The 21899-nt window shown below is 35.4% G+C and carries 22 protein-coding genes and 5 tRNA genes; 8 read left to right on the top strand and 19 right to left on the bottom strand.

The window, feature by feature from the left end:
- Positions 1–840 carry an SH3 domain-containing protein gene (locus N0B16_RS01450; RefSeq protein ID WP_262988945.1) on the top strand — a complete coding sequence of 280 codons (840 nt, stop codon included), beginning with the start codon at positions 1–3 and terminating at the stop codon, positions 838–840.
- A 10-nt stretch (positions 841–850) separates the two neighbouring features.
- Here N0B16_RS01450 and N0B16_RS01455 read toward each other — a convergent pair whose 3' ends face one another.
- The 10 genes from N0B16_RS01455 to N0B16_RS01500 all read right to left on the bottom strand — a co-directional run bounded on the left by N0B16_RS01455 (position 851) and on the right by N0B16_RS01500 (position 9418).
- On the bottom strand, positions 851–2146 hold the full coding sequence (locus tag N0B16_RS01455) for an HlyD family secretion protein (protein WP_262988946.1): 1296 nt from the start codon (positions 2144–2146) through the stop codon (positions 851–853).
- Between the two features lie 105 nt (positions 2147–2251).
- The gene (locus N0B16_RS01460) at positions 2252–2554 is read right to left on the bottom strand and encodes a four helix bundle protein (RefSeq protein WP_368407538.1); all 303 of its coding nucleotides are present in this window, start codon (positions 2552–2554) and stop codon (positions 2252–2254) included.
- Positions 2555–2629: 75 nt separating this feature from the next.
- Entirely contained in the window at positions 2630–4822 is a 2193-nt protein-coding gene (locus N0B16_RS01465) for a peptidase domain-containing ABC transporter (RefSeq protein ID WP_262988947.1), read from the bottom strand.
- Between the two features lie 116 nt (positions 4823–4938).
- Positions 4939–5091: a bacteriocin-like protein gene (locus N0B16_RS01470; protein WP_262988948.1), complete on the bottom strand. Its 153-nt coding sequence runs from the start codon at positions 5089–5091 to the stop codon at positions 4939–4941.
- Positions 5092–5101: 10 nt separating this feature from the next.
- A complete protein-coding gene (locus N0B16_RS01475; protein ID WP_262988949.1) occupies positions 5102–5248 on the bottom strand; it encodes a bacteriocin-like protein in 147 nt (48 codons plus the stop codon).
- A 32-nt stretch (positions 5249–5280) separates the two neighbouring features.
- Positions 5281–5424 (bottom strand): bacteriocin-like protein, encoded by a 144-nt coding sequence (locus N0B16_RS01480; RefSeq protein ID WP_262988950.1) that lies wholly within the window; start codon positions 5422–5424, stop codon positions 5281–5283.
- Between the two features lie 96 nt (positions 5425–5520).
- Positions 5521–7026 carry a vitamin K epoxide reductase family protein gene (locus N0B16_RS01485; protein WP_262988951.1) on the bottom strand — a complete coding sequence of 502 codons (1506 nt, stop codon included), beginning with the start codon at positions 7024–7026 and terminating at the stop codon, positions 5521–5523.
- Positions 7027–7063: 37 nt separating this feature from the next.
- Positions 7064–8233: a TlpA disulfide reductase family protein gene (locus tag N0B16_RS01490; protein WP_262988952.1), complete on the bottom strand. Its 1170-nt coding sequence runs from the start codon at positions 8231–8233 to the stop codon at positions 7064–7066.
- 99 nt (positions 8234–8332) lie between these two features.
- Positions 8333–9151, bottom strand: a complete 819-nt coding sequence (locus tag N0B16_RS01495; protein ID WP_262988953.1) for a GLPGLI family protein — start codon at positions 9149–9151, stop codon at positions 8333–8335.
- Between the two features lie 66 nt (positions 9152–9217).
- Complete coding sequence (locus tag N0B16_RS01500) at positions 9218–9418, bottom strand: bacteriocin-like protein (RefSeq protein WP_262988954.1); 201 nt, start codon at positions 9416–9418, stop codon at positions 9218–9220.
- Positions 9419–9662: 244 nt separating this feature from the next.
- Between N0B16_RS01500 and N0B16_RS01505 the strand changes: the two genes are divergently transcribed.
- A complete protein-coding gene (locus N0B16_RS01505; RefSeq protein WP_368407539.1) occupies positions 9663–10031 on the top strand; it encodes a helix-turn-helix domain-containing protein in 369 nt (122 codons plus the stop codon).
- Positions 10032–10070: 39 nt separating this feature from the next.
- Here the strand turns inward: N0B16_RS01505 and N0B16_RS01510 are convergent.
- The 6 genes from N0B16_RS01510 to N0B16_RS01535 form a co-directional block, all read right to left on the bottom strand.
- Positions 10071–10144, bottom strand: a tRNA-Arg gene (locus N0B16_RS01510).
- A gap of 341 nt (positions 10145–10485) precedes the next feature.
- Positions 10486–10560, bottom strand: a tRNA-Pro gene (locus tag N0B16_RS01515).
- A gap of 166 nt (positions 10561–10726) precedes the next feature.
- Positions 10727–10975, bottom strand: coding sequence for a GIY-YIG nuclease family protein (locus tag N0B16_RS01520; RefSeq protein WP_262988955.1), 249 nt, complete (start codon positions 10973–10975; stop codon positions 10727–10729).
- A 46-nt stretch (positions 10976–11021) separates the two neighbouring features.
- Positions 11022–11095 (bottom strand) — tRNA-Arg (locus N0B16_RS01525).
- Positions 11096–11333: 238 nt separating this feature from the next.
- A tRNA-Pro gene (locus N0B16_RS01530) sits at positions 11334–11408 on the bottom strand.
- A gap of 10 nt (positions 11409–11418) precedes the next feature.
- Positions 11419–11505 (bottom strand) — tRNA-Ser (locus tag N0B16_RS01535).
- A 132-nt stretch (positions 11506–11637) separates the two neighbouring features.
- On the opposite strand from N0B16_RS01535, the gene N0B16_RS01540 reads away from it, so the two are divergent.
- The 4 genes from N0B16_RS01540 to N0B16_RS01555 are packed head-to-tail and all read left to right on the top strand — an operon-like array spanning position 11638 to position 16075.
- A complete protein-coding gene (locus tag N0B16_RS01540; protein ID WP_262988956.1) occupies positions 11638–12660 on the top strand; it encodes an N-acetylmuramoyl-L-alanine amidase in 1023 nt (340 codons plus the stop codon).
- A gap of 49 nt (positions 12661–12709) precedes the next feature.
- Positions 12710–14110: an aspartate ammonia-lyase gene (gene aspA, locus N0B16_RS01545; protein WP_262988957.1), complete on the top strand. Its 1401-nt coding sequence runs from the start codon at positions 12710–12712 to the stop codon at positions 14108–14110.
- Between the two features lie 18 nt (positions 14111–14128).
- A complete protein-coding gene (locus N0B16_RS01550) occupies positions 14129–14983 on the top strand; it encodes a glycosyltransferase family 2 protein (protein WP_262988958.1) in 855 nt (284 codons plus the stop codon).
- A 21-nt stretch (positions 14984–15004) separates the two neighbouring features.
- Positions 15005–16075 carry a hypothetical protein gene (locus N0B16_RS01555; RefSeq protein ID WP_262988960.1) on the top strand — a complete coding sequence of 357 codons (1071 nt, stop codon included), beginning with the start codon at positions 15005–15007 and terminating at the stop codon, positions 16073–16075.
- Here the strand turns inward: N0B16_RS01555 and N0B16_RS01560 are convergent.
- The 3 genes from N0B16_RS01560 to N0B16_RS01570 form a co-directional block, all read right to left on the bottom strand.
- Positions 16065–17546, bottom strand: a complete 1482-nt coding sequence (locus N0B16_RS01560; RefSeq protein WP_262988961.1) for a lipopolysaccharide biosynthesis protein — start codon at positions 17544–17546, stop codon at positions 16065–16067. The genes N0B16_RS01555 and N0B16_RS01560 overlap by 11 nt on opposite strands.
- Before the next feature lie 5 nt (positions 17547–17551).
- The gene (locus N0B16_RS01565) at positions 17552–18346 is read right to left on the bottom strand and encodes an FkbM family methyltransferase (RefSeq protein ID WP_262988962.1); all 795 of its coding nucleotides are present in this window, start codon (positions 18344–18346) and stop codon (positions 17552–17554) included.
- Positions 18347–18440: 94 nt separating this feature from the next.
- Entirely contained in the window at positions 18441–19118 is a 678-nt protein-coding gene (locus tag N0B16_RS01570; protein WP_262988963.1) for a DUF2461 domain-containing protein, read from the bottom strand.
- Positions 19119–19381: 263 nt separating this feature from the next.
- On the opposite strand from N0B16_RS01570, the gene N0B16_RS01575 reads away from it, so the two are divergent.
- Positions 19382–21097, top strand: a complete 1716-nt coding sequence (locus N0B16_RS01575; RefSeq protein WP_262988964.1) for a DEAD/DEAH box helicase — start codon at positions 19382–19384, stop codon at positions 21095–21097.
- 160 nt (positions 21098–21257) lie between these two features.
- Positions 21258–21896 (top strand): DUF47 domain-containing protein, encoded by a 639-nt coding sequence (locus tag N0B16_RS01580; RefSeq protein WP_262988965.1) that lies wholly within the window; start codon positions 21258–21260, stop codon positions 21894–21896.
- The last annotated feature ends 3 nt before the right edge of the window (positions 21897–21899 follow it).

Genomic DNA, 21899 nt, shown 5'->3' on the forward strand with positions numbered 1-21899 from the left:
ATGAAATCTTTATTCGCAGCTTTATGTTTATGCATCATCCAGATTTTTTCTGCGCAGGAAGAAGTGTATGCCAACGGAATTTTTGGTTTTGAAGATAATACGCCCCAGAAAATATTCACAGATCGGTCAAGGATAAGACAATCACCCAAAACTGATGCTCAAATCATAGATTCTTTACAGGCCAATCAGCAGATTTTAATTCTTAAAAAAGAGGAAGCTGTTCTGAAGCTGGGTGAAAGATCTGCAAACTGGTATAAAATATCGTACCAGAAAGGTGATAAAACGCTGCAGGGGTACATTTGGGGCGGAAATCTCTGCATTGGATACCGAAACAAAAACGGGTATGACTTTCTGTATGGAATTTCAAAGACCATCAATAAAAAAGACCGGCAGTTTAATCAGGACTATCAGCAGAATACCGCAAGTATTAAAGTTTTAAAAAATAATGATTTAGTTGATGAAATTTTCTTTGAAACCGGTTCCGGAGAAAGTTTAAATTTTGGGACATTCAGTATTGAAAGCAGCCATCAGCTGAAAGACGTTGAATATACGCTAAAAGCGTCTGTCTCAGGAGAAGCCTGCGGAATTGCCGGGTATGACCAGTATATTCTTTTTAAAAATAAGAAACTGATCGCTCTTCCTCAATTGATGAATGTGGGTGATGCCGATGTGTACTACCACAGCGAAAAATTCATTTTCCCAAATGACAAAGGCGGAATAGCCAATGCTTTTATTTTAAAAATGGAAGAAATGGAAAAAGATGACCGTGACCGGGAAAAGAAAAAACGCGCCTCCAAAATCTATCTTTGGGACGGTAATGCTTATCATTTGAAAAAATAAGATAACTCTATTACGACTGATATCCCAGCAATTTTCGGATCTGGTAAAAGAATCTTTCAATTAATCTTAAATCCTGCGTCACAATTTCTGCATTTCCCCGCAATTCTTTATCAAATTTCAGGGTTTTGTTGTAGGAGGTTTTTAAGCCTTTCGGAAGAATGACGTCAACATAATAATTTCCCTTTTCATCAGGGATCAGTGAAATATTCTGCACTTTTCCTTCGATGATTCCGTATTCCTGGAAGCGGTAGTTGTCAAGTTTGATCAATACTTTTTCTCCCGGAATAATTTTACCCGAATTCACTGTCGGAACAGACATTCTTCCCACCAATTGCTCAGTATGGTCCGGTAATACAGATACTATAGGATCACCTGCTTTCACGAATTGATTTTCCCCAAAAAACTGCTGAAAACTAGCTATTCCGTCGGTAGAAGAGATGATAAGATAATTCTGTTCCCATTCTTTTAATGATTTTCTCAGCTGCTCAAACAATTGTAAAGTCTGAGATGAATAGGTAATTTTATCTTTTTCTGTATTAATGGCTGTTCCGCTTTTTGTCTTGTTGAGATTCGAAATGCTTTCCTGCGCCTGAGAAAGAGAAATATTAAGGTTTTCCAAATTCTGCTGTGCCTGCAGATATTTCAGTTTTTCACCTTCGAGTTCCACTGCCGCAATCACCCCCTGATTGAATAATTCCTGCGATCTTAGATAATTCTTTCGGGTAAGTTCGGTTTTTGCTGCTTCAAGATTTCTTTGCTGCTTCAGCGTTGTTATCCTGTTTCTGGATTCTGAAATGCTTTGATTGGCGGCAAGGTTTTCGGGGGCATACGGTTGAAGTCGTGTAAATAAATTTTCGTCCTGAAAAGCTTTTGCAAAACTGTTGTAATCTCCCTGCAATTCGCCCAATTTATAGTGAGCAACTTCATTTACAGGAAAAGAAAGCAGCTGATCCGAAGCAATGGAATCTACAAGTTTTTTTAATTTTAAAACGTCTTCATAATGTGCAGTAGACTGCAAAACGAGCATCACATCCCCTTTTTTGACTTTCTGGTGGTCTTTAATGAATATTTTTTCGATCTTAGAGCTGCTTCTCGCTTCGATTTTCTCAGGCGGGTTCTGAGAAGTGACAATAATAGGCGCCGGAACAAATTCCGGGTATTTGATGATGTAGCTCATCACCAGAACCAGCATCAGAATGATAAGAATAATGGTATTTCCCCACCGGAACATCCAGTGAGGCGGCTCTGTAAGAATATCCTGAACACTTTCTGAACGGAGCTCTATGTTGTCTAAAATGTCTTTCATTTAATTAGAAATTAGGATTTAGCAATCAGAAATTATTACTACTTCTAAATATTCACTAAATCACTTATTTTGATTTTAATGTTTTTGTTATGGATACTAATAATTTTAATAATTCTGTAGCATCTTTTGATATGGAAAAAACTCTTCTTCTGACAAAAATTGAGTTTCATGCAAAAGATCTAGCCAATATAAAGTTTCATTAGTCTCTTTCAGGGCAATATATAATTTGTTTAAAAAATCTTTATCACTCTGCGCAAATTTACTTTCTGCTATCAGCGCACCGATTGCTGTTCCGCTTCTTAATAGTTGTTTAGACAAGACAAACTCTTTTTTACTGTCAGCTAAAAACTTATAGCAATGAACGATACGGATTGCAAATTTTTTAGACTTACTTTGAAGTACATTCATTTTAAAATTAGTATTTAGGAATTAGCATTTAGTAATTGTAAACTAAATTACTAATTTCTAAATGCTAATTCTTAATTAATCACCCAGTTCCAACTGATTTTTAACGAGTCTGTAATATTCACCTCTTAAAGCCACTAATTCTGTATGATTTCCTTCTTCCACTACTTTTCCTTTATCTAAAACAATAATTTTATCTGCGTGTTTTACAGTGGATAATCGGTGGGCAATGACAATCGCTGTTTTTCCTTCAAAAAACTGCTCCAGGTTTTCCATAATAATCTTTTCATTATTAGCATCCAAAGCACTGGTTGCTTCATCGAAGAAAATGTATTCCGGGGATTTGTAAACGGCTCGTGCGATGAAAAGCCTTTGTTTTTGTCCGCCACTGACGCCGAGACCTTCGTTACCGATTTTTGTGTTATAACTTAAAGGCAACCCTTCGATAAAATCTTTGATATTCGCAATTTCTACTGCTTTTCTCAGTTTTGATTTGTTTACATAATCTTCACCTACAGCAATATTATTGGCAATCGTATCATTAAAAACATAACCTTCCTGCATGACAACACCACATTGATCTCTCCAGAATCTTGGGGAGATGTTTTTCATCTGGGTGTTCCCGATTTTTATTTCGCCCTCATTGGGTTCATAAAATTTCATTAATAATTTTAATAGAGTGGTTTTTCCGCTTCCGCTGGCTCCGACGATGGCTGTGGTTTTCTGGTAAGGAATCTGAAGGTTTAGATTTTCAAAAACAAACTGATCAGAACCGATATAGCGGAACGACATATTACTGATTTCAATGTCTTTTTCCGGAACTTCGGTGGCATATTGCTCATCTTTATTTTCTTCATCATCTTTATCGTGAATTTCGCCTAATCTTTCCAAAGAAATTTTAGCGTCCTGAGTCTGTTTGATAAAGTCGATCAATTGTAAAAGCGGACTGTTTAATTGCCCGATAATATATTGTACGGAAAGCATCATTCCCAAAGTAAGGTTTCCACTCAATACCAATTTGGCAGACAGAAAGCTTACCAGAATATCTTTCATCTGGTTGATGAAATTTCCACCTACCGATTGCCATTGCTCTAATGATAAAGATTTTATTCTTAATTTAAACAGTTTCACCTGCAAAAACTCCCAATCCCATCTTTTTTGTTTTTCAGCATTAAACATCTTGATTTCCTGCATCCCGTTGATCAGCTCAATCACTTTGCTTTGCTCCTGCGAAACCTGGGAAAACCTTTTATAATCCAGCTCTTTTCTTTTTCTGAGAAAAAACGTAATCCATGCGATATATAAAACTGCTCCTACCAAATAGACCACGAACAGTCTGTAATCGTAAAACAGCAACACAATACTGAATATAATTAAGTTAACCAGAGAAAATAAAGTGTTCAGAGAAGAATTGGTTAAGAGCTGCTCAATTCTGTGATGGTCGTTGATTCTCTGCATAATATCACCCGTCATTCTGGTATCAAAAAAACTGATGGGCAGCTTCATTAATTTAATAAAGAAATCGGAAATAATGGAAATATTGATGCGGGTGGAAAGATGCAGTAAAATCCAGCTCCTGATCACTTCAATACCCATTCTTCCCAGAAAAAGCATGACCTGTGCGAGGAGTACCAGATAAATAAAATTCAGGTCCTGATTCTGAATTCCGACATCGACAATGCTCTGCGTAAGAAAAGGCAGAATAAGCGAAAGCAGGCTTCCGGCGAGCAATCCGAGCGCAAGCTGTATGATGAGCGATTTATATTTTAGCAGATATTTTGAAAGAAAGGAAAAGCTGGCTTTGCTTTCTTTATCATCAAACTCGGTCTGAAAAAAAGCCGGGGTTGTTTCTAAAATTAAGACAATTCCCTCTTCTGTATGTTCATTGGCGTTTTCTCCGATCCAGAACTTGATAAACTCTTCTCTCGTATAGGTAATTAAACCATAACTGGGATCTGAAACATACACGATATTATTTTTATCAATTTTATAAACGACTACAAAATGCTGCTTGTTCCAATGTACAATACATGGAAAAGGCACTTCTTCCGTAAGGGTGTTAAAGTCGATCTGTACGCCTAAAGAACGGAAGCCCAAATCTTCCGCCGCGTCACTTAACCCTAATAAACTGCTTCCTTCCCGGGTTGTTTCCGAAAGATTTCTAATCTGCTGTAATGAAATGCTTTTGCCATAAAATTTACTGACAATTCTAAGGCAGGTTGGTCCGCAATCTTTGGAGTCGGGCTGAAGATAAAAAGGAAATTTTTTCAAAATTTGAATTAAAATTTATAATAAGAAAGAGGCTGAATAAACAGCCCCAATCTCTTAAAATTATTTAGGATTTAAAAATACAATATTATTTTGTTGTTTTATAAAAATCCTTACACCTATTGCGGACAAACGACAGCCGGACAAATAAGTCTCGGACACCGTGGTCTGCCATCGGTAGGGCAACATTCTTTTGAGCATCCGATGATGATCGGCCCAGCTCCAAAAATGTCTTTCATTTCGTTTCTTGCCAATTTTTTCAGATTATTCATCTTCTTATTTTTAAGATTCTACAGGACATGGTGCAAAACAGTAGATGTTTGGGCATCTTTTTATTCCCGGAGGAGGGCAGCAAGCCTGAGAACAGGTTAAAGCTCCACCATTAAGGTTCTTCATTTCGTTTCTTGAGATTTTTTTTAAATTTTTCATAATAAAATAGTTTGGTTGGTTTGATGATTAAATTAGGGTTGGTTTCCGCCGCCGCATCCGTCGTACGGCATGCATTTCCATTTTCCGTCGATCAGGCAGAGTTGTCCGCCTTGACAGGTAATGCCGCCCTGAATCGTTTTCAGTTCGTGCCTGTTGATTTTTTTTAAATTTTTCATACTGATTGATTTGGTAATTTTCCTACTCTTTTTAAGCTTTTCGGATATCGCTTTTCATTCATTTAAAATTAATCAATTTAAATTAAATGATAACAATTATGCTGAAAAATCTTCATCCTCAATCAATTCACTGATAAAATAATAAATATCTTCACGGTCATATTTTTCAGGAAACTGATATCCGTTCAGCAAAAAAACGGGGGTGAAATTGATTCCCGCCTCATTGTTTTCTGCAGACATGGCAAGAATAGGATTTAAATCTTCAGGCGTAGCTGATTGTGATATTTCTCTGATTGCATTTTCATCTCTATTTTCAAACCAGCTATCTACTGTAGTTAAAAATTCTTTTTGCGATCTGTTTTTATAAATATGAAAAAAATCTGACATCAGCTGCGTTTGTTTTTCATCAGATTTCTGAGAAAAATTAAACCTGATTTGCGCAGAAATATCATCCGGATATTTTTTCAGCAGATCTTCCATGATGGTATGCGCGCCTTTGCAAAAACCGCAGTACGGATTTGATACGATTGACAGGTGAAGTTTTGCGTTCTGATTTCCCACAAAAAAAGTCGATTGATCGGTAAACTCAATTTTTTCTCTGTCTAAAAGCTCTCTTTTAAACAAATCATAATTTCTCTTAAATCTCAGGTTTTTAGCATTTGATTTTTTTAGTTCTTCATATTGTTTCAACGTATTGTTTATAAAAGCCACCGTTAAAAAAAGGGCAGAAAATAAAACAGCACTGATGAAAATGACCGCTGTTGAAGGATTCCAGCTGAAATACAATGCACTTACCGCAATTTGTGACAATAGGATAAGAATGATGACCAAACATACTCTGCAGAGCGATTTTTCTACAAATGTCTGAATGTATAAAGAATAGATAATGACCGCAATAGAAATCAGAGTAATGATTTTAAGGAGAAACTGCGTTCCGGGAAATAGCAATCCAAGCATTGAAATTCCCAGGAAATAGATAAGGCTGAAATCTGAAAGTTTAAGCCCTAGAATGTCGGTTTTATCAGACGAAAATATTTTAGAACATGAGCTTTGAGACTGTACATTTGAGGTGCCTCCGCAAATGTTGCTTACTATGGCAGATTCATTACCGAATTTTTGGTTAAACAATTCTAAAGAGATGTATACTCCGGCTAATGATAAGAGGTTAAAAACAGTTTCGTACCAGGCAAATTGCAATAAAGAATAGAGCAGTATAATCCCGAATACAATATAAATGAAAGGTTGTATGTTGAAAAAAGCGGTGCTTTTAACCGTTTCACTTTTTTCAAACAGAAAAACAAAATCCCCTGATTGTTGATACAGCTCGTCCTTGGTAAGATTTTTAATTTTATCGGAATAAATGGTATATGTATTTCCTTTTTTCTTGACCAACGAAAAAGATTGATCTACCAAAGCCATAAATTCTTCCGGAAGCTCTTCCCAATATTCCTTGTCTAGTTCGTAGGCGTCGTTCTGGAGTCCCATAAAATTGAGTGTATCGCTGAAAGCCAATGCAGAAGGGTAGTTGGGGTGAGAATTAAACTGAAAATAAAACTCCTGTTTGTCGAGCTTAAAATAGTCTATGAGTTTATCGAAATTCATATGATAGGTTGTAAAGTTTGGTGGTAGCCAAATTTAATTATTTTTTAATCAAATCAACCAAATCTTTTTCAGAAGATAAACCGGTAGATGATGCTATAATGTGTAAATCATTATCAACCAACACAGTATAAGGAATAGCGCCATTCAATTTAAAACGAATCTGCAGGGTCTCATAAGCCGAATTTTTTTTATCAGCAATAAGCTGTTTCCAGCTCATGTTTTCCTGTGCTAATGCTTTTTGCCAGGCTGATTGATCTTCGTCTATCGATATTGAAATAAATTCAGTTTCTTTAGCATACGATGCAAAGGTTTTTTTTAGCAAAGGTATTTCTTGTCTGCACGGTCCGCACCAGCTCGCCCAGAAAACAATTAAATGTTTTTTATATTTTTTATTGAGAATTTCTTCTTTGGTGTGTCGGTTATTTTCAAGGAGAGGAAGTAAGATATTTTTCTCGTTAAATCTTTTTTCGTTGTAAGCGTACAGTTTCTTATAGGTATTACTTTCAGTAATTTCGCCTTTAAATGAGTGTAATAAATCTTGCGTTTGCAGTGCAGAAAAACTGTTTTTATTTTCACTAATCTTATACAATAGATGATATGAAAACGGATATTCAATTAATTTTTCTTTAATAATTGAAACGGTTTTAGGAGTGATATGTTCGAATAAGTCCTCATCTATATGATAGAGTGCGTCCGTTTGTTTTCCTGTTATAATTGGAGAGAATAAAGTTATTGATTTTACATTTTCTGGAAAACTAGTCGGAGTATTATCAAAGGTTTTTCCATTTATGATTATTGTAGAATCTGATAAAAATCGGGTTTGTTCTAATGGAGCTCCTTTATATTTAGCTTTAGTAGGGAAGCCTATATATGTGAATATATTATGATTATCTACATGATTCAGTCCAAGATATACAGGTTCATTATTTTTCCAATGGTAAATAAAATTAAATTTTCCTTTTTTTGTCTGTATACTGTCAATTTTATTGGTTCCATTGTCTTCATAGAGATACATTATTCCGTCAGGTAGATTGGGAATATTACCTGTTATTAATGTTTGTTTTTTTTCTTGATTACAAGATATATGGCAAAGAAGTCCAAGAATGATAATAAAATATAATTTCATTGTAATATTTTTAAATTGAGAGAGATTTCTCTTATTCAAAATCTCTCTCTTTGTTTTTTTAGCATCGAGATGCTCCTCCATTTGATGAAAGCTGATGCACAAGGATAGAGTTTAAATAATCTATGAGTTTATCGAAATTCATACAGTATTTAGTGTGTGATTATTTTATGAAGATGACAATTAATTTTTAAGTAAGTCAAGTTCAATACTATTATTGTCTTTTTTCAAGTCTTCAAACGCTGCTTTTTCAAATTGACGAAAAATTTCATTTCCGGAGTGAAAAACACCATTAACATCTGTTTGGTCTGGAAAAGCCCCAACTGAACCTGCCATCGGATTTTTTCGAAAATTTTTATAAATTTTTACATATTTTGGATACGTGATTTTCACATCTTTAAAATTATTCACGTAAGGATAATTAAAGTCGCCTTTTGCATTTCTTATTCCTTTTAGTTCAAAAATATGGCTTTTATGAACATCTTCAATTTTAAGAATCAGTCCTGGAAGTCCAAAAAATTTATATGGACCACTTTGTATCGGGATCTCTTTTGCAAACCATGCGACCCAATTTCTGCCCCCAAACTCTGTGGTTGCTTTTTGCACTTTATACCCCAAAATATAATCAAACTCTGCAAGTATATTCCATTTTAAATTTATATTCTGACTAACTGAATATCTATATGGAGGCAGAATTGTAACAAACTCAATTTTTTGAGTATTAATATTTTTAATTACCCTATCATTATTCATTTTTATGTTAGAGAGTTTAGAAGAGATTCTTTTCTTTGCATCTGCGTTCAATGCTGAATCTGATTCGTATTTTTCAAAACTATAGAATTCTGATTTATCGTTACTAACATTCAAAACCATTATTTCTTTCCCTAAATTTTTCAGGTTAGTAGAATCTGGAATAAATAGGTGTTCATAGAAAAATTGTTTGTTTTGACCCAAAACATTAATTGAGACAAAAAAAAGAATTATGATTTTAATGATTTTCATATATTTTTATTTAAAACAAAAGACTGTCAAATAATTATTTAACAGTCTTAATTATTTTGATCAATTTTAACAAGCTCGTAAAAATTGGCCTGAAGGACAATTGCTACTTGTACTGCAATCACCGCATTCATAAAGAGTTTTACAACATTGATAACAGCTTTCTGCAATTGAACCTTCTTCATTTAGAGCTTCAATACCTGCAGATATTTTTTTTCCGCCTATTAAGGTTTTTAGTTCTTTTCTTGAAATTTTTTTCAACTTTTTCATTTTATTAATATAGTTTAATAATTATTCCTTGCCATATAAACCCTGACATGGGTTTTTGCTGATCAGCGATTAAAAATCTGTTTACTTGTACTGTACACATACAAAAAAACAAACTTTATAGTATTCAAAAATATAAAATAAACTTTCGATACGACGGGATGCTTTTTGCGATTTTTTGGTAATTTTCTGATAATTTTGAACAAATTTTGCGCAAAATTTTGCATATTTGTATCAAACATAAAAAATGATGATTAAGGAAAAGCTCAGAAATTTAAGAAAACAAAAAGGTATGTCTCAGGAAAAAATGGCAAAAATACTCTCTACAGATACTTCCAACTATTCTCGAAAAGAGCGCGGTGAAACCAGAATGCACGACGAAGAGTGGGAAAAATTGGCAGAAGCTTTAAACGTTCCTGTTGAAGAAATTAAAGAGGAAAATTTATCAGGAATAGTTCATAATGATAATTCTACATTTAATGATAATTCTGGAAATTATTATAATCAAAATTTTAATATTCCAAATTCTATCATCGAAAATCTCCAGGACTACATTGCATTGCTTAAAAAGGAAATCGAAAATCTAAAAGAAGAAATTACAACCTTAAAATCTTAAAATAAAAAAAACTCACAATAAAAATTGTGAGTTTTTTTGTGAGCGCGAAAGGATTCGAACCTTTGACCGTCTGCTTAGAAGGCAGATGCTCTATCCAGCTGAGCTACGCACCCGTTACGTAATTTTGAGAAAACTACTGAAAACATTTGAATACTGATTCGAACCTTTGACCGTCCCGATAAATCGGGATGCTCTATCCAGCTGAGCTACGCACCCATTAAGTAATTTTGAGAAAACTACTGAAAACATTTGAGTACTGATTCGAACCTTTGACCGTCCCGATGAATCGGGATGCTCTATCCAGCTGAGCTACGCACCCGTTACGTAATTTTGAGAAAATTACTGAAAACATTTGAGTACTGATTCGAACCTTTGACCGTCCCGATAAATCGGGATGCTCTATCCAGCTGAGCTACGCACCCGTTACGTAATTTTAAGAAAACTACTAAAACAGTCGGGGCGGCAGGATTCGAACCTGCGACCTCCTGGTCCCAAACCAGGCGCGATGACCGGACTACGCTACGCCCCGATAATGGCCATCTAAAAACAATATTACCTTGTTTTTTGTGGGTGCAAATGTATGATTATTTTTTGTTTTATGAAAGTAAAAATTTCCAAAAACATAATTTTAATTTTAAAATCTGCTTTTGACAGAATGGTTTAAGGGAAAAATAATCTTCTAAATTATTGTAGGCTTAAGATTTATAAATTAGTTCCTGTATTTTGGATCTGCTTTTCCAAGCTTTTATTTCTCTTTCTCTGGCATAGGCAGATGATTTTGAATTGAAATATTCTGAGTATATAATGATCCAATCTTTTGATCTGCCCGTAAAACCTTTATGGTTTGATAAGTGCTTTTGCAGTCTTTCATTTAAGGATCTGCAGGAATGTCCAATATAATAATTGTCGAGAGATTGTGAATAAAGAATGTAACAGAAACACATAATTAAACTAAAAAAAAAGAGAAACCAATACTGATTTCTCTGTTTGTGAGCGCGAAAGGATTCGAACCTTTGACCGTCTGCTTAGAAGGCAGATGCTCTATCCAGCTGAGCTACGCACCCGTTAAGTAATTTTGAGAAAACTACTGAAAACATTTGAGTACCGATTCGAACCTTTGACCGTCCCGATGAATCGGGATGCTCTATCCAGCTGAGCTACGCACCCGTTACGTAATTTTGAGAAAACTACTGAAAACATTTGAGTACTGATTCGAACCTTTGACCGTCCCGATGAATCGGGATGCTCTATCCAGCTGAGCTACGCACCCATTAAGTAGTTTTGAGAAAACTACTAAAACAGTCGGGGCGGCAGGATTCGAACCTGCGACCTCCTGGTCCCAAACCAGGCGCGATGACCGGACTACGCTACGCCCCGAAAATGGTCGCGGAGAGTAAGGGATTCGAACCCTTGGTACCGTTTCCAGTACGCATGTTTAGCAAACATGTCCTTTCGGCCTCTCAGGCAACTCTCCTGTCATAACGTTAAACAATTGTTAACCCGTTATTGCGAGTGCAAATATAGAATAGATTTCCTTATATACCAAATAATATTCAGAAAAAATTGTGTATTTTTGAAGGAATAAACTGCTAAAAATCTAACACCCATGCGTAAAACATTATATATCATCGGCTTAAGTGTTTTTGTTTTTTCATGTACCTCACAAAAAAATGTAAAAACAACTTCTTACAGGCCCAAAACCTCAACAATACAGCCGAAAACAACAGTTAAACCCGGTGTGGATAAATCAAAATCACAGGTTACTAATGAACGCGGTGTAGAATTTTTTACCACCAATATCGCAGATCCTGCAAAAAATGACAATACCATCAGCTATGGGTCATTGGTGTCTGCAAAACCTGCAGGATATAAAGTCGTAAAAACCTATTTTCCGGCAATAGCGCAAAATTTCAGACAAAGATATCTGATCCTCCACTATACAGCTCTTCCGGATGACAAATCCATTACGGTGCTCACACAACAGGCAGTAAGTGCACATTATCTGGTAAACAATTCAGGGGATAACGAAATCTACCAGTTGGTTGATGAAAACAAACGTTCTTACCATGCGGGAGTAAGCGCGTGGAGAGCAGACAAAAATCTTAATGATACTTCAATAGGGATTGAAATCGTTAATTCAGGATATACAGCAGATTCTACCGGGAAGAAAATTTTTGTTTCCTTTAATGATGATCAAATCAAAAAAGTAGCTGCTTTGGCGAAAGATATTATAACAAGATATCAGATTCCTGCCACCAATGTTTTGGCGCATTCTGACATCGCACCCACCAGAAAACAAGATCCGGGACCGCTTTTTCCATGGAAAAAACTGTATGATGAATATCAAATAGGAATGTGGTACGATGAATCTGCAAAACAAAGTTTTTATGATGCTGCCCAAATAGATTTTGCTGCTAAATACAACGAGCCGTCATTTGTTTTTGTTATTCAGACTGCATTGCAGAAATTCGGGTATGCTGTAGAGCCGAGCGGTAAATGGGACGATGCTACCAAAAGCACCATTGAGGCGCTGCAATATCATTTCAGGCCACAGAATTACGATGGCATCATGGATGCAGAAACCTGGGCAATCCTTCAGGCTTTAAATCAAAAATATCCAACAAAATAAATAATAAAGCGCATCTCCGGATGCGTTTTATCATAATTAAACAAGTGTAATGGAAAATTTCAGACAAGAAAGTGACTTATTAGGGATATTAAATGTTCCGATCAATGCATATTATGGCGTTCAGACCCAAAGAGCCATAGACAATTTCAAGATTTCGGGACAGCTTCTTTCATCCTATCCTGAATTTATTAAAGGACTGGCTTTCGTAAAAAAAGCGGCTGCAAAAACCAATTATGAATTGGGTCTTCTGGATCAGGATTTATATTCTAAAATCCTGGAAACCTGTGATGAGCTAATAAGAGGAGAACTTCACGAGCAGTTTCCGGTTGATATGATTCAGGGTGGGGCAGGAACTTCCATTAATATGAATGCCAATGAAGTGATTGCCAACAGGGTTTTAGAAAAACTAGGAAAAAATAAAGGCGAATATCACTTTTGTTCGCCTAACGACCACATTAATCTTTCGCAGTCTACCAACGATGCATATCCTACAGCTATAAAAATGGGTTTACTGCAGATGAACCAGACTCTGGTGAAAAATCTTGAAAAAATTATTGAGGCTTTCCGGGCAAAAGGGAATGAGTTTCAGGATGTCATAAAAATGGGCAGGACTCAGCTTCAAGATGCGGTACCTATGACTTTAGGACAGGAATTCGAAGCTTTTGCGGCTACCCTTGAAGAAGATATTTCAAAACTGAATAACAACGCCGATCTTTTTGTAGAAGTGAATATGGGCGCGACTGCGATCGGAACAGGAATTAATGCTCCGATTGGATATGCAAAACTCTGCGCAAAAAACCTCGCAGAAATTACAGGTTTCCCGATTGTTTCTGCACCCAATCTGGTGGAAGCAACGCCGGATACGGGTTCTTATGTAATCTATTCATCGGCAATGAAACGCCTTGCCGTTAAACTCTCTAAAATCTGTAATGATTTAAGATTATTGTCTTCAGGACCGAGAGCCGGGCTTTTTGAGATTAATCTTCCGCCAATGCAGCCGGGTTCTTCTATCATGCCGGGAAAAGTAAATCCGGTAATTCCGGAAGTGGTGAATCAGGTGTGTTATAAGGTAATCGGAAATGACCTTACAGTTACTTTCGCTGCAGAAGCAGGGCAGTTACAGCTAAATGTGATGGAGCCGGTTCTTTCTCATGCTATAATGGAGAATATTCACTTTTTATGCAATGCTTTAAGCACACTTCATGATAAATGTGTGATAGGAATTACAGCCAATAAAGAGGTCTGCCTCAATATGGTAAAGCACAGCATCGGAATTGTGACCGCTCTGAATCCTTACATTGGATATAAATTTTCTACGGAAATTGCCAAAGAAGCTTTAATGACCGGCAAAAGTGTTTACAATTTGGTTCTGGAGAAAAAAATTCTTTCCCAGGAGAAACTGGATGAGATTCTTGATCCTAAAAACATGCTGAAACCTCATCATTTATAAATAAACTAAAAACCTGAAGTGAAATTTTTAATCATCATTCCGGCGCACAACGAGCAGGATCATCTCGCATTTACCTTAGATTCTTTACAGCGGCAAAGCTGTAAGGATTTTAAAGTTGTGGTGGTGAATGACGGTTCTACCGATGCAACTTCAGAAATTATAAAAAAATATACGGATCAGGATTCCCGTTTTGAAACGGTAAATCTTGAAAAATCTCTTCATCAGCCGGGTTCGAAAGTTATACATGCTTTTAAAAACGGCTTGCAGACACAAAATATTGAAAATTTTGAGATCATCTGTAAATTCGATGCCGACATTATTTTAGATGAAAATTATCTTCAGGAAATAGACAATGCCTTTTTGCATCATCCAAAATACGGTTTGGTAGGAGGATTACTGTATATTGAAAAAAATGGCAAATGGATTTACGAAGGAAATTCTAATAAGCATCATGTAAGAGGACCTGTAAAAGCTTACCGCAAAGAATGTTTTATTGCAATCGGAGGTTTACGGGAAACTCTGGGATGGGATAATATTGATGCTGTTCTGCTGAAAAACCTCGGTTGGGAAGAAGTCGTTTTGCCGGAATTGCAGGTGAAACTTATTAAAATAAAAGGCGCAGATTATACTGTTAAATCTTCTGATTATTATGGAAGATATTTTTATTTTTTAGGATTAAATAGATTTTTAGCTTACGTTGCCGCATCAAAGGAAGCAGCCAAGAGCAGGTCGGTTTTGTTTTTCTTTAGCATTATTCAGTCTTATGAGCATTGCAGATCAAAGCAGTTGGAATTGAAAATTTCTGATGCTGAGCAAAAAATCATCAATAATGAACGTTGGAATACTTTGAAAAAGAAATGGCTGAAAATGTAACCTGAATTAAATTGAAAACTATTGAAGAACATCGCTTACATAGAACTTGATACCCATGCTGAAATTGCTCAGCATTTTATGGATATTATGAAAGGTTCTGAAATTTTTTCAGTAGATTATTATTTTTCGGAAAAGATAAATAAACAAATTGTTGGAAATGATGATACTGTTTATCTTTCAGACAGCTCTGTGATTTCAGATCAATTGAAAAACAAAAAATATGATCTGGTGATTATTGGTACGGTCCACCGTTATTTCAATACTTTTCTGAAGATTACACGAGAATATAATACGTCTGTCATTGTGCATAACCTTCATTTCTCACAGATTACAAAATTAGATTTAATAAAAAACACGTTTAAAGAAGATGTGATGTACCGCCTGAAATTATGGTGGAAGGAAGGTCTTTCGGATGCCACAAAGGTGTATAAAAATGCAAAAAATCTTTTAGTTTTAGACGAGCAGATGTCTACAGAGAAACTTCATTTTTTACCGCTTTTTTATACTAGAAATCAAAAGAACATGAATACTCATGTTCTTACAATAGTCATTCCCGGAAGTGTTTCTCAAAAAAGAAGAGATTATCATACAGTTTTTCAGAAGATTTCTGAATTTGAAATGAGTTTTAAAAATGAATTAACATCTGATAATCAATTGTTGGAATTTGTTTTTTTAGGCAAGGCTAAAGGAAATGAGCTAAAAAAAATGATAGATCTTGAAGATGCGCTGAATTATATTAACATAAAATATTTTACAGAACGAGTCTCTGCTGAAGAATTTACCCAATGGATGCAGAAAGCGGATGTTTTATGGTGCCCGATTCAGCCGGAAACCAAATTTTTCAGTCAGAAAGAAGTGTATGGAAAAACTAAAATGACCGGGAATTTGGGTGATGCTATTTCTTACGGAAAACCTGCTGTTTTCCCCGCAAATTATCAATCAGCGTATGAATTTATCATTCCTGAAGAAGAAAATATCCTTCAGCAGTTTCAAGATATCAGAAATTTTACTTTTGGTTTTGAAGAAAAATACAGCCGGGAAAAAATTCAGAAAAAATTAGAATATGTTCTGCATCAATTGATTACTGCTTAAATTTTAAGATACTTTTAATAAAATCCATATTAAGATATTGCTCTACAGGAAAAATCCTGGTAAAGTAGTTTCCGGTAAAAATCAAAATCAGCACTACGGCCGGTTTGTAGATCATATTAAGAAAATTATTGCCAAAATCCGGCAGAAGAATAGATACGGTAATTGCCAATGTACAGATAATCGATACAAATATCATTTCAATTGATAAAGGCGAAACCTTAAACATGATATAATTAAAAACAATTTTGATCACATTGTAAATCGTAAGAGAAATAGCGGTAGACAGGGCAATTCCCATGAGTTTAAGATCTGTGTTTTTAATGAAATAATAATTTAATCCGATGGTAAGTCCGGCCAATAAAAGCATGACCAAAATATTAAAACGGTAATATTTTGAGAGTGAAATAATGTTTCCGTTGAATCCTGTGGCAAGATCTATCAAAACTGCAGAACCCCAAATCCAGATAACCGGTTGATATTCCCGCAGCATAACTCCGTTTTTAGGCATATAATACGTGAGGTAAGGAAACCCGATTACAATGCAAGAAAATAAAACGGCACCTAAAAAATATAAAGATAAAGATGTTTTTTTATGAAACCTGTCCAGCTCTTCCATATCGCCTTCCGCAAGGGTTTTGCTGATAATGGGCGCAGAAATATTGAATAATCCCAGCTGAGGAATAGAAATAAGAGAAATGAGCGCGTATAAAACCGCATAAATCCCGTTTTCTTCCATTCCCATGAATTCCCCGATCATGAAGCTGTTGATGGCGAGATAATTTCCGAAAGTGCCTAAAAAACCAAAAAAGCTGTAGGTAGAAAACTCTTTCCAGAATTGATCTTTTTTAAAATATTGGGTATTAAAATCTAATTTGATTTTTTCTAACCTATTGGTGTAATAAATATATCCGAAAAGCATTAAAGAAAACATTCCGAAGAAAAAAGCAAAAGCAATTTTCTGAGATAGCGCAAAGTAAAAAAAGAGGCAAAAGGCTCCTAAATTGGCAATTTTCGGAAACAAATTATCGAAAATATTGGAAACAACGATCCTTTTATAATTTGACGTGTATTTATTAAAAATAGCACAAAACGAAAGCAGTAAAACCAGAGGAAGAATAATTTCTTTGATTTTCCAGGCCTGAAGTTCTTTAAATTTCGGATAAAAATAAGGTAAAATAAAAAAAACCGAACTGAAAACCGCAAAATTAATTACAATAGCAAGAAGGGAAAGCGAAAGCATATTCTGTTTTTTACCATCTGCTTCCACCTGTCGGAAAAACTTGACATTGGAATATGAAATTCCCAATACGACAAAAGGAACAAGCATTTCTGCAGTGGGCAAAACATATCTTAATTTTCCGTAAAATTCGAAATCATTCGGAAAAATAAAAATCGCCGAAAATGTACCGATTAAAAAACCGACATAGCCTATTATAGAGTATTTAAACCCCTGTCTTGCCACTACACTCATTGCACTTAATGGTTTTTCGGGATGAAAATAATATTATTGATGTATTCGGTTTTATTTTTTTCGTCGGTGGTGTTTTTAATTAAAATTTCTTCAGTCAGCAAATCAAGATCAAAAGTTTCCCTGTTCAGATACCGGGCTTCAAAACCCCAGCTTTCCACTTCCGAAATCTCTTTCCATATGGGTTGTTGATGGTGTCTCTGTTCCATTTCTACCATTAGAGTAGGCTTAAAGTTCTTAATAATATTTTTACCACCCAGCAATGTTTTCATCTCATTTCCTTCTACATCAATCTTGATAAAATCTAATTTTTTTAAATTTTCCATTCCTGCCCAATGATCAAGTTTTATCACTTCTACAGTTTCAGTATAGCTTTTTTCTTCCCCGATTTCTTTGTATGAAGTATTTAAAGTGCCTCGCGATGCCACCATTTTCCCGTTAATGACAGGAACTTTAAACTCTGCAGTGGTGTTTTCGTCTGAAAGCGCATAGGACAAAACATTCATTTTAGGAAAAAGTCTTTTAAGCCTTGCATTCAGATTTTTGTTCGGTTCAAAAGCGTAGATATTCTGAGGTTGCAGTTTGTTTTCGAGCTGATAAAGAAAAGTACCAACATTGGCGCCAATATCCAGAATGACAGCATCTTCTGAAAGATAATTTTTAATCCAGATCAATTCCGGTTCTACATTCCGTTGCGAAAAATTTTCTTTGCTGAGCTGATGCAGGCTTTTAAAATATCGTTGTTTATAAAAACGCGGACTGATGTACTGAAGTTTTTCTGCGAATTGCTGGTATAAAGACATTGCTTAATTTTTTGACGACCGACAAAGGTAATGAAAAATGTTAAAATTTTCTTTAAATCAGAAGACAGTAATGATAATGCTGTATTGGGCAATATTACTCTTCACCGTTGGAAATCGCATGCGTAAGAAAATCAATCAGTGGTTGAGAAGATTTTAAAATTTCGGTCATGTTTTTAAGAGCATTTTTCCCGGAAGCTTCTTCATTGGTTACATGATGAACACCGATAAAACTTTTAAGTTTCAGGTATTCTGCCATCGGATCTTCTTTTTCAAACCCTTGCGGAACGTTTTTTAAGGCGTTCTCGCGGTCAAGTTCGCCGTAATGTTTTTTAAAATTTTTATCCTCAATTACCGTTATAAAATCATCTTTAAATAAAGAAATTTCTTTTCGTATTGCTTTTAAAACGGGAGCTTCAGGCAGATAAATGCCGCTTCCTAAAAAAGATTTTCCGGGTTCTATATGAATGTAGTGTCCGGCTTTCATATTGTTCTTTCCCATTCCTAAAGATGCCCCGAAATACGTTTTGTATGGAGTTTTATCTTTAGAAAAACGGGTGTCGCGGTAGATTCTCAGCAGCGATTTTTTGGCATTGATCTTTAGGATATTTTCATCATATTTTCCCAGTTCAGCAATCAGTTCTTCAATGAATTTTTCGAATTCTGACTGCGCTTCCAGGAAAGAGTCTTTGTTTTCGTTAAACCATTCACGGGTGTTGTTTTTTTCAATTTTTTTCAGAAAATCAAATATTTTGGGAGAAACAGTTGCCGGCATTTTTCAATTTTTATCAAATTTAGATAATTTGCTGTATTTTTCAAAGCTGTTAGTTGAGGTACAAGAAATATTGTCACAATATTAATATCGGCTTCAGAAACTATTTTGAAATTTTATTAAATTTAAAATAAAAAACCTGTCTATTTTTTGCCGAAATTTAAAAATGTTTAAACTTTTCTAAAATAAAATTATCGATTCCTTAATAATGTTTAATTCAAAATTCAAATAAATAGTGTATCTTTGCAGAAATTTTATAATACTTAATGAATTTATTTACGGAGACCAATTTAAGTCCTGACATCCTTAAGGCCGTTGGCGAACTGGGTTTTGAAAACCCGACAGAAATCCAAAAACAGACCATCCCTTTTATTCTTTCAGATATTCGCGATTTAATCGCACTTGCGCAAACTGGGACGGGCAAGACAGCAGCGTTTTCGCTTCCGATTTTGGATATGATTGACGATACGAGTCGCAAAATCCAATTTTTGGTGCTTTGCCCGACACGAGAACTATGTCTACAGATTACGAAAGACATTAAAAACTATTCTAAGTACATGCAGAACATCAAAACTACAGCAGTTTACGGTGGAAGCAGTATTATGGATCAGATTCGCTCTTTAAAAGAAAAACCGCAGATTATTGTGGGAACGCCGGGAAGGGTGATTGATCTGATTAACAGAAAAGCGCTTGATTTTTCAGCCATCCATTGGTTGGTATTAGATGAAGCAGATGAGATGCTTTCTATGGGATTCAAAGACGAATTGGAAACCATTATGAAGGAAACCCCGGAAACCAAGCAAACTTTCCTGTTCTCTGCAACAATGAGCAAGGAAGTTGAGAGGATTTCTAAAAATTATTTGACAAACCCGCACCGTATTTCTGTTGGTTCTATTAACGAAGTTAAGAAAAACATCAAACACGAATATTACGTAGCCGGCTACCGTCACAAAAAAGAAGCTTTGAAGAGATTGATCGATGCAAATCCAAATCAATATTCTATTATTTTCTGCAGAACAAGAATGGAAACTCAGGAAGTTGCAGATTTTCTTATGCAGAACGGTTTTGCGGCAGATGCGCTTCACGGAGATCTGTCTCAGGCGCAGAGAGATACGGTAATGAAGAAATTCAGACTGAAAAACATTGATATTCTTGTAGCAACAGACGTTGCAGCAAGAGGTTTAGATGTAGATTCTCTTACCCATGTGATCCACTATTCTTTACCGGACGATCCTGAAGTTTTCGTTCACAGAAGCGGAAGAACAGGAAGAGCAGGAAAAGACGGAATTTCTATGTCTTTGATCAAGCCTGAAGAAAGCAGAAAGCTGAAACAGATTAAATCAACTACAAAGATTGATATTGTAGAGAAAAAAATACCTACCGGAAATGAAGTAATTACGGCACAGGTAAAAGGAGTTTTTGAAAAATTAATGACGGAACATGAGCATATTTTCGAATTTGATCAAAGTTTAGTTCCTGACCTGAGCAATTTTACGAAAGAAGAATTGGTCGTACAGTTACTGCAGTTTCAGTTGAAAGACCTTGCGCTGTATTATAAAGACAGACATGATCTTGCAGACCAGAAATTCAGCGCCGGAAGAGACGATGACAGAAGAGGTGACAGAGGTGACAGAAGAGACCGTGACAGCAGAGGAGGAAGAGACCGTGACCGAGGAGACAGAAACGAAAGAAGCGGAGACAGAAGAGAACGCGGCGGAAAACCAAAGCGTAAAGATGAAAATATGACCCGTTTTTTCTTTAACCTGGGAAAAAAAGACCAGCTGAAGAAATTGGACGTTTTGGAAATCATCAACAAAGCCACCTCAAGCAAAGGAAATAAAAGAGCTGAAATAGGAGATATCGAGATTCTTGAGAAGTTTTCATTTTTTGAAATTGAAAAATCTTACAAAAACGAACTGTTAGATAATCTTTCTTCAATGAAGTTCAAAGGAAAAGAAATGAGAGCGGAAGAAGCAAATTAATTCTTCCCCATCATGATAATATAAACCGGCTTATTCAGTCGGTTTTTTCTTTTGGATGACAAATATTAATTCAATATTAACAAAAATTAATGTCTTATGTTTCCTGTTCAGAGCGTTTTTTAAGAAATTTGCACCAAATTAAATAAACAAAAATTTACAAATGGCAATTGGTAATATTTTCCACGCATTTCAGCCAAAAGATAAAATCTTCTTTGTGCTTTTCGAAAAAGTTACAGAGAATTTAGTAGCGATGTCCAATGATTTTAACAACGGAGTTAGAGATTTTGATCTTAATGATGATTCTATGCTTAAAATGATGAGCGACTACGAACATAAGAATGATGAGCTTACCCACGAGATCTTTATTGAATTAGGAAAAAACTTCATTACGCCGTTTGACCGTGAAGATATTCATACCCTGGCTACAGGTTTAGATGATATTGCAGATTATATTTACGCCTCTACAAAATATATTTTCCTGTATAAATCTCCGATGATGAAGGCGTATGCAGATTTTTCGCTGCTGATTTATAAAGCATGCCTGGAAATTCAGAATGCCATGAAAAACCTTAAAGGGTTTAAAAATATGGATCAGGTAAAAGAAGCCTGTATTAAAGTAAACTCCATCGAAAATATTGCAGATGATCTGCTTTCAAACTCAATGGTAGAGCTTTTTGAAACCAACGATGCGATCAATATCATTAAAGTATCATCTGTACTTAATTATCTTGAGGTCGTGACCGATAAGGCAGAAGATGTTGCCAATACGATTGAAAACATCATGATTAAATACGCCTAAACA

It is taken from the genome of Chryseobacterium gilvum, assembly GCF_025628965.1.
In the GTDB taxonomy this organism is placed as follows: domain Bacteria; phylum Bacteroidota; class Bacteroidia; order Flavobacteriales; family Weeksellaceae; genus Chryseobacterium; species Chryseobacterium gilvum.

What these genes read in the sequence shown, in the direction of transcription:
- N0B16_RS01570 (WP_262988963.1), bottom strand. Translation starts at nt 19,118, where the DNA reads ATGCCGGCAACTGTTTCTCCCAAAATATTTGATTTTCTGAAAAAAATT.
- N0B16_RS01450 (WP_262988945.1), top strand. Translation starts at nt 1, where the DNA reads ATGAAATCTTTATTCGCAGCTTTATGTTTATGCATCATCCAGATTTTT.
- N0B16_RS01460 (WP_368407538.1), bottom strand. Translation starts at nt 2,554, where the DNA reads ATGAATGTACTTCAAAGTAAGTCTAAAAAATTTGCAATCCGTATCGTT.
- N0B16_RS01505 (WP_368407539.1), top strand. Translation starts at nt 9,663, where the DNA reads ATGATGATTAAGGAAAAGCTCAGAAATTTAAGAAAACAAAAAGGTATG.
- N0B16_RS01470 (WP_262988948.1), bottom strand. Translation starts at nt 5,091, where the DNA reads ATGAATAATCTGAAAAAATTGGCAAGAAACGAAATGAAAGACATTTTT.
- N0B16_RS01475 (WP_262988949.1), bottom strand. Translation starts at nt 5,248, where the DNA reads ATGAAAAATTTAAAAAAAATCTCAAGAAACGAAATGAAGAACCTTAAT.
- N0B16_RS01455 (WP_262988946.1), bottom strand. Translation starts at nt 2,146, where the DNA reads ATGAAAGACATTTTAGACAACATAGAGCTCCGTTCAGAAAGTGTTCAG.
- N0B16_RS01490 (WP_262988952.1), bottom strand. Translation starts at nt 8,233, where the DNA reads ATGGAGGAGCATCTCGATGCTAAAAAAACAAAGAGAGAGATTTTGAAT.
- N0B16_RS01495 (WP_262988953.1), bottom strand. Translation starts at nt 9,151, where the DNA reads ATGAAAATCATTAAAATCATAATTCTTTTTTTTGTCTCAATTAATGTT.
- N0B16_RS01565 (WP_262988962.1), bottom strand. Translation starts at nt 18,346, where the DNA reads ATGTCTTTATACCAGCAATTCGCAGAAAAACTTCAGTACATCAGTCCG.
- aspA (WP_262988957.1), top strand. Translation starts at nt 12,710, where the DNA reads ATGGAAAATTTCAGACAAGAAAGTGACTTATTAGGGATATTAAATGTT.
- N0B16_RS01575 (WP_262988964.1), top strand. Translation starts at nt 19,382, where the DNA reads ATGAATTTATTTACGGAGACCAATTTAAGTCCTGACATCCTTAAGGCC.
- N0B16_RS01540 (WP_262988956.1), top strand. Translation starts at nt 11,638, where the DNA reads ATGCGTAAAACATTATATATCATCGGCTTAAGTGTTTTTGTTTTTTCA.
- N0B16_RS01580 (WP_262988965.1), top strand. Translation starts at nt 21,258, where the DNA reads ATGGCAATTGGTAATATTTTCCACGCATTTCAGCCAAAAGATAAAATC.
- N0B16_RS01480 (WP_262988950.1), bottom strand. Translation starts at nt 5,424, where the DNA reads ATGAAAAATTTAAAAAAAATCAACAGGCACGAACTGAAAACGATTCAG.
- N0B16_RS01500 (WP_262988954.1), bottom strand. Translation starts at nt 9,418, where the DNA reads ATGAAAAAGTTGAAAAAAATTTCAAGAAAAGAACTAAAAACCTTAATA.
- N0B16_RS01485 (WP_262988951.1), bottom strand. Translation starts at nt 7,026, where the DNA reads ATGAATTTCGATAAACTCATAGACTATTTTAAGCTCGACAAACAGGAG.
- N0B16_RS01560 (WP_262988961.1), bottom strand. Translation starts at nt 17,546, where the DNA reads ATGAGTGTAGTGGCAAGACAGGGGTTTAAATACTCTATAATAGGCTAT.
- N0B16_RS01520 (WP_262988955.1), bottom strand. Translation starts at nt 10,975, where the DNA reads ATGTGTTTCTGTTACATTCTTTATTCACAATCTCTCGACAATTATTAT.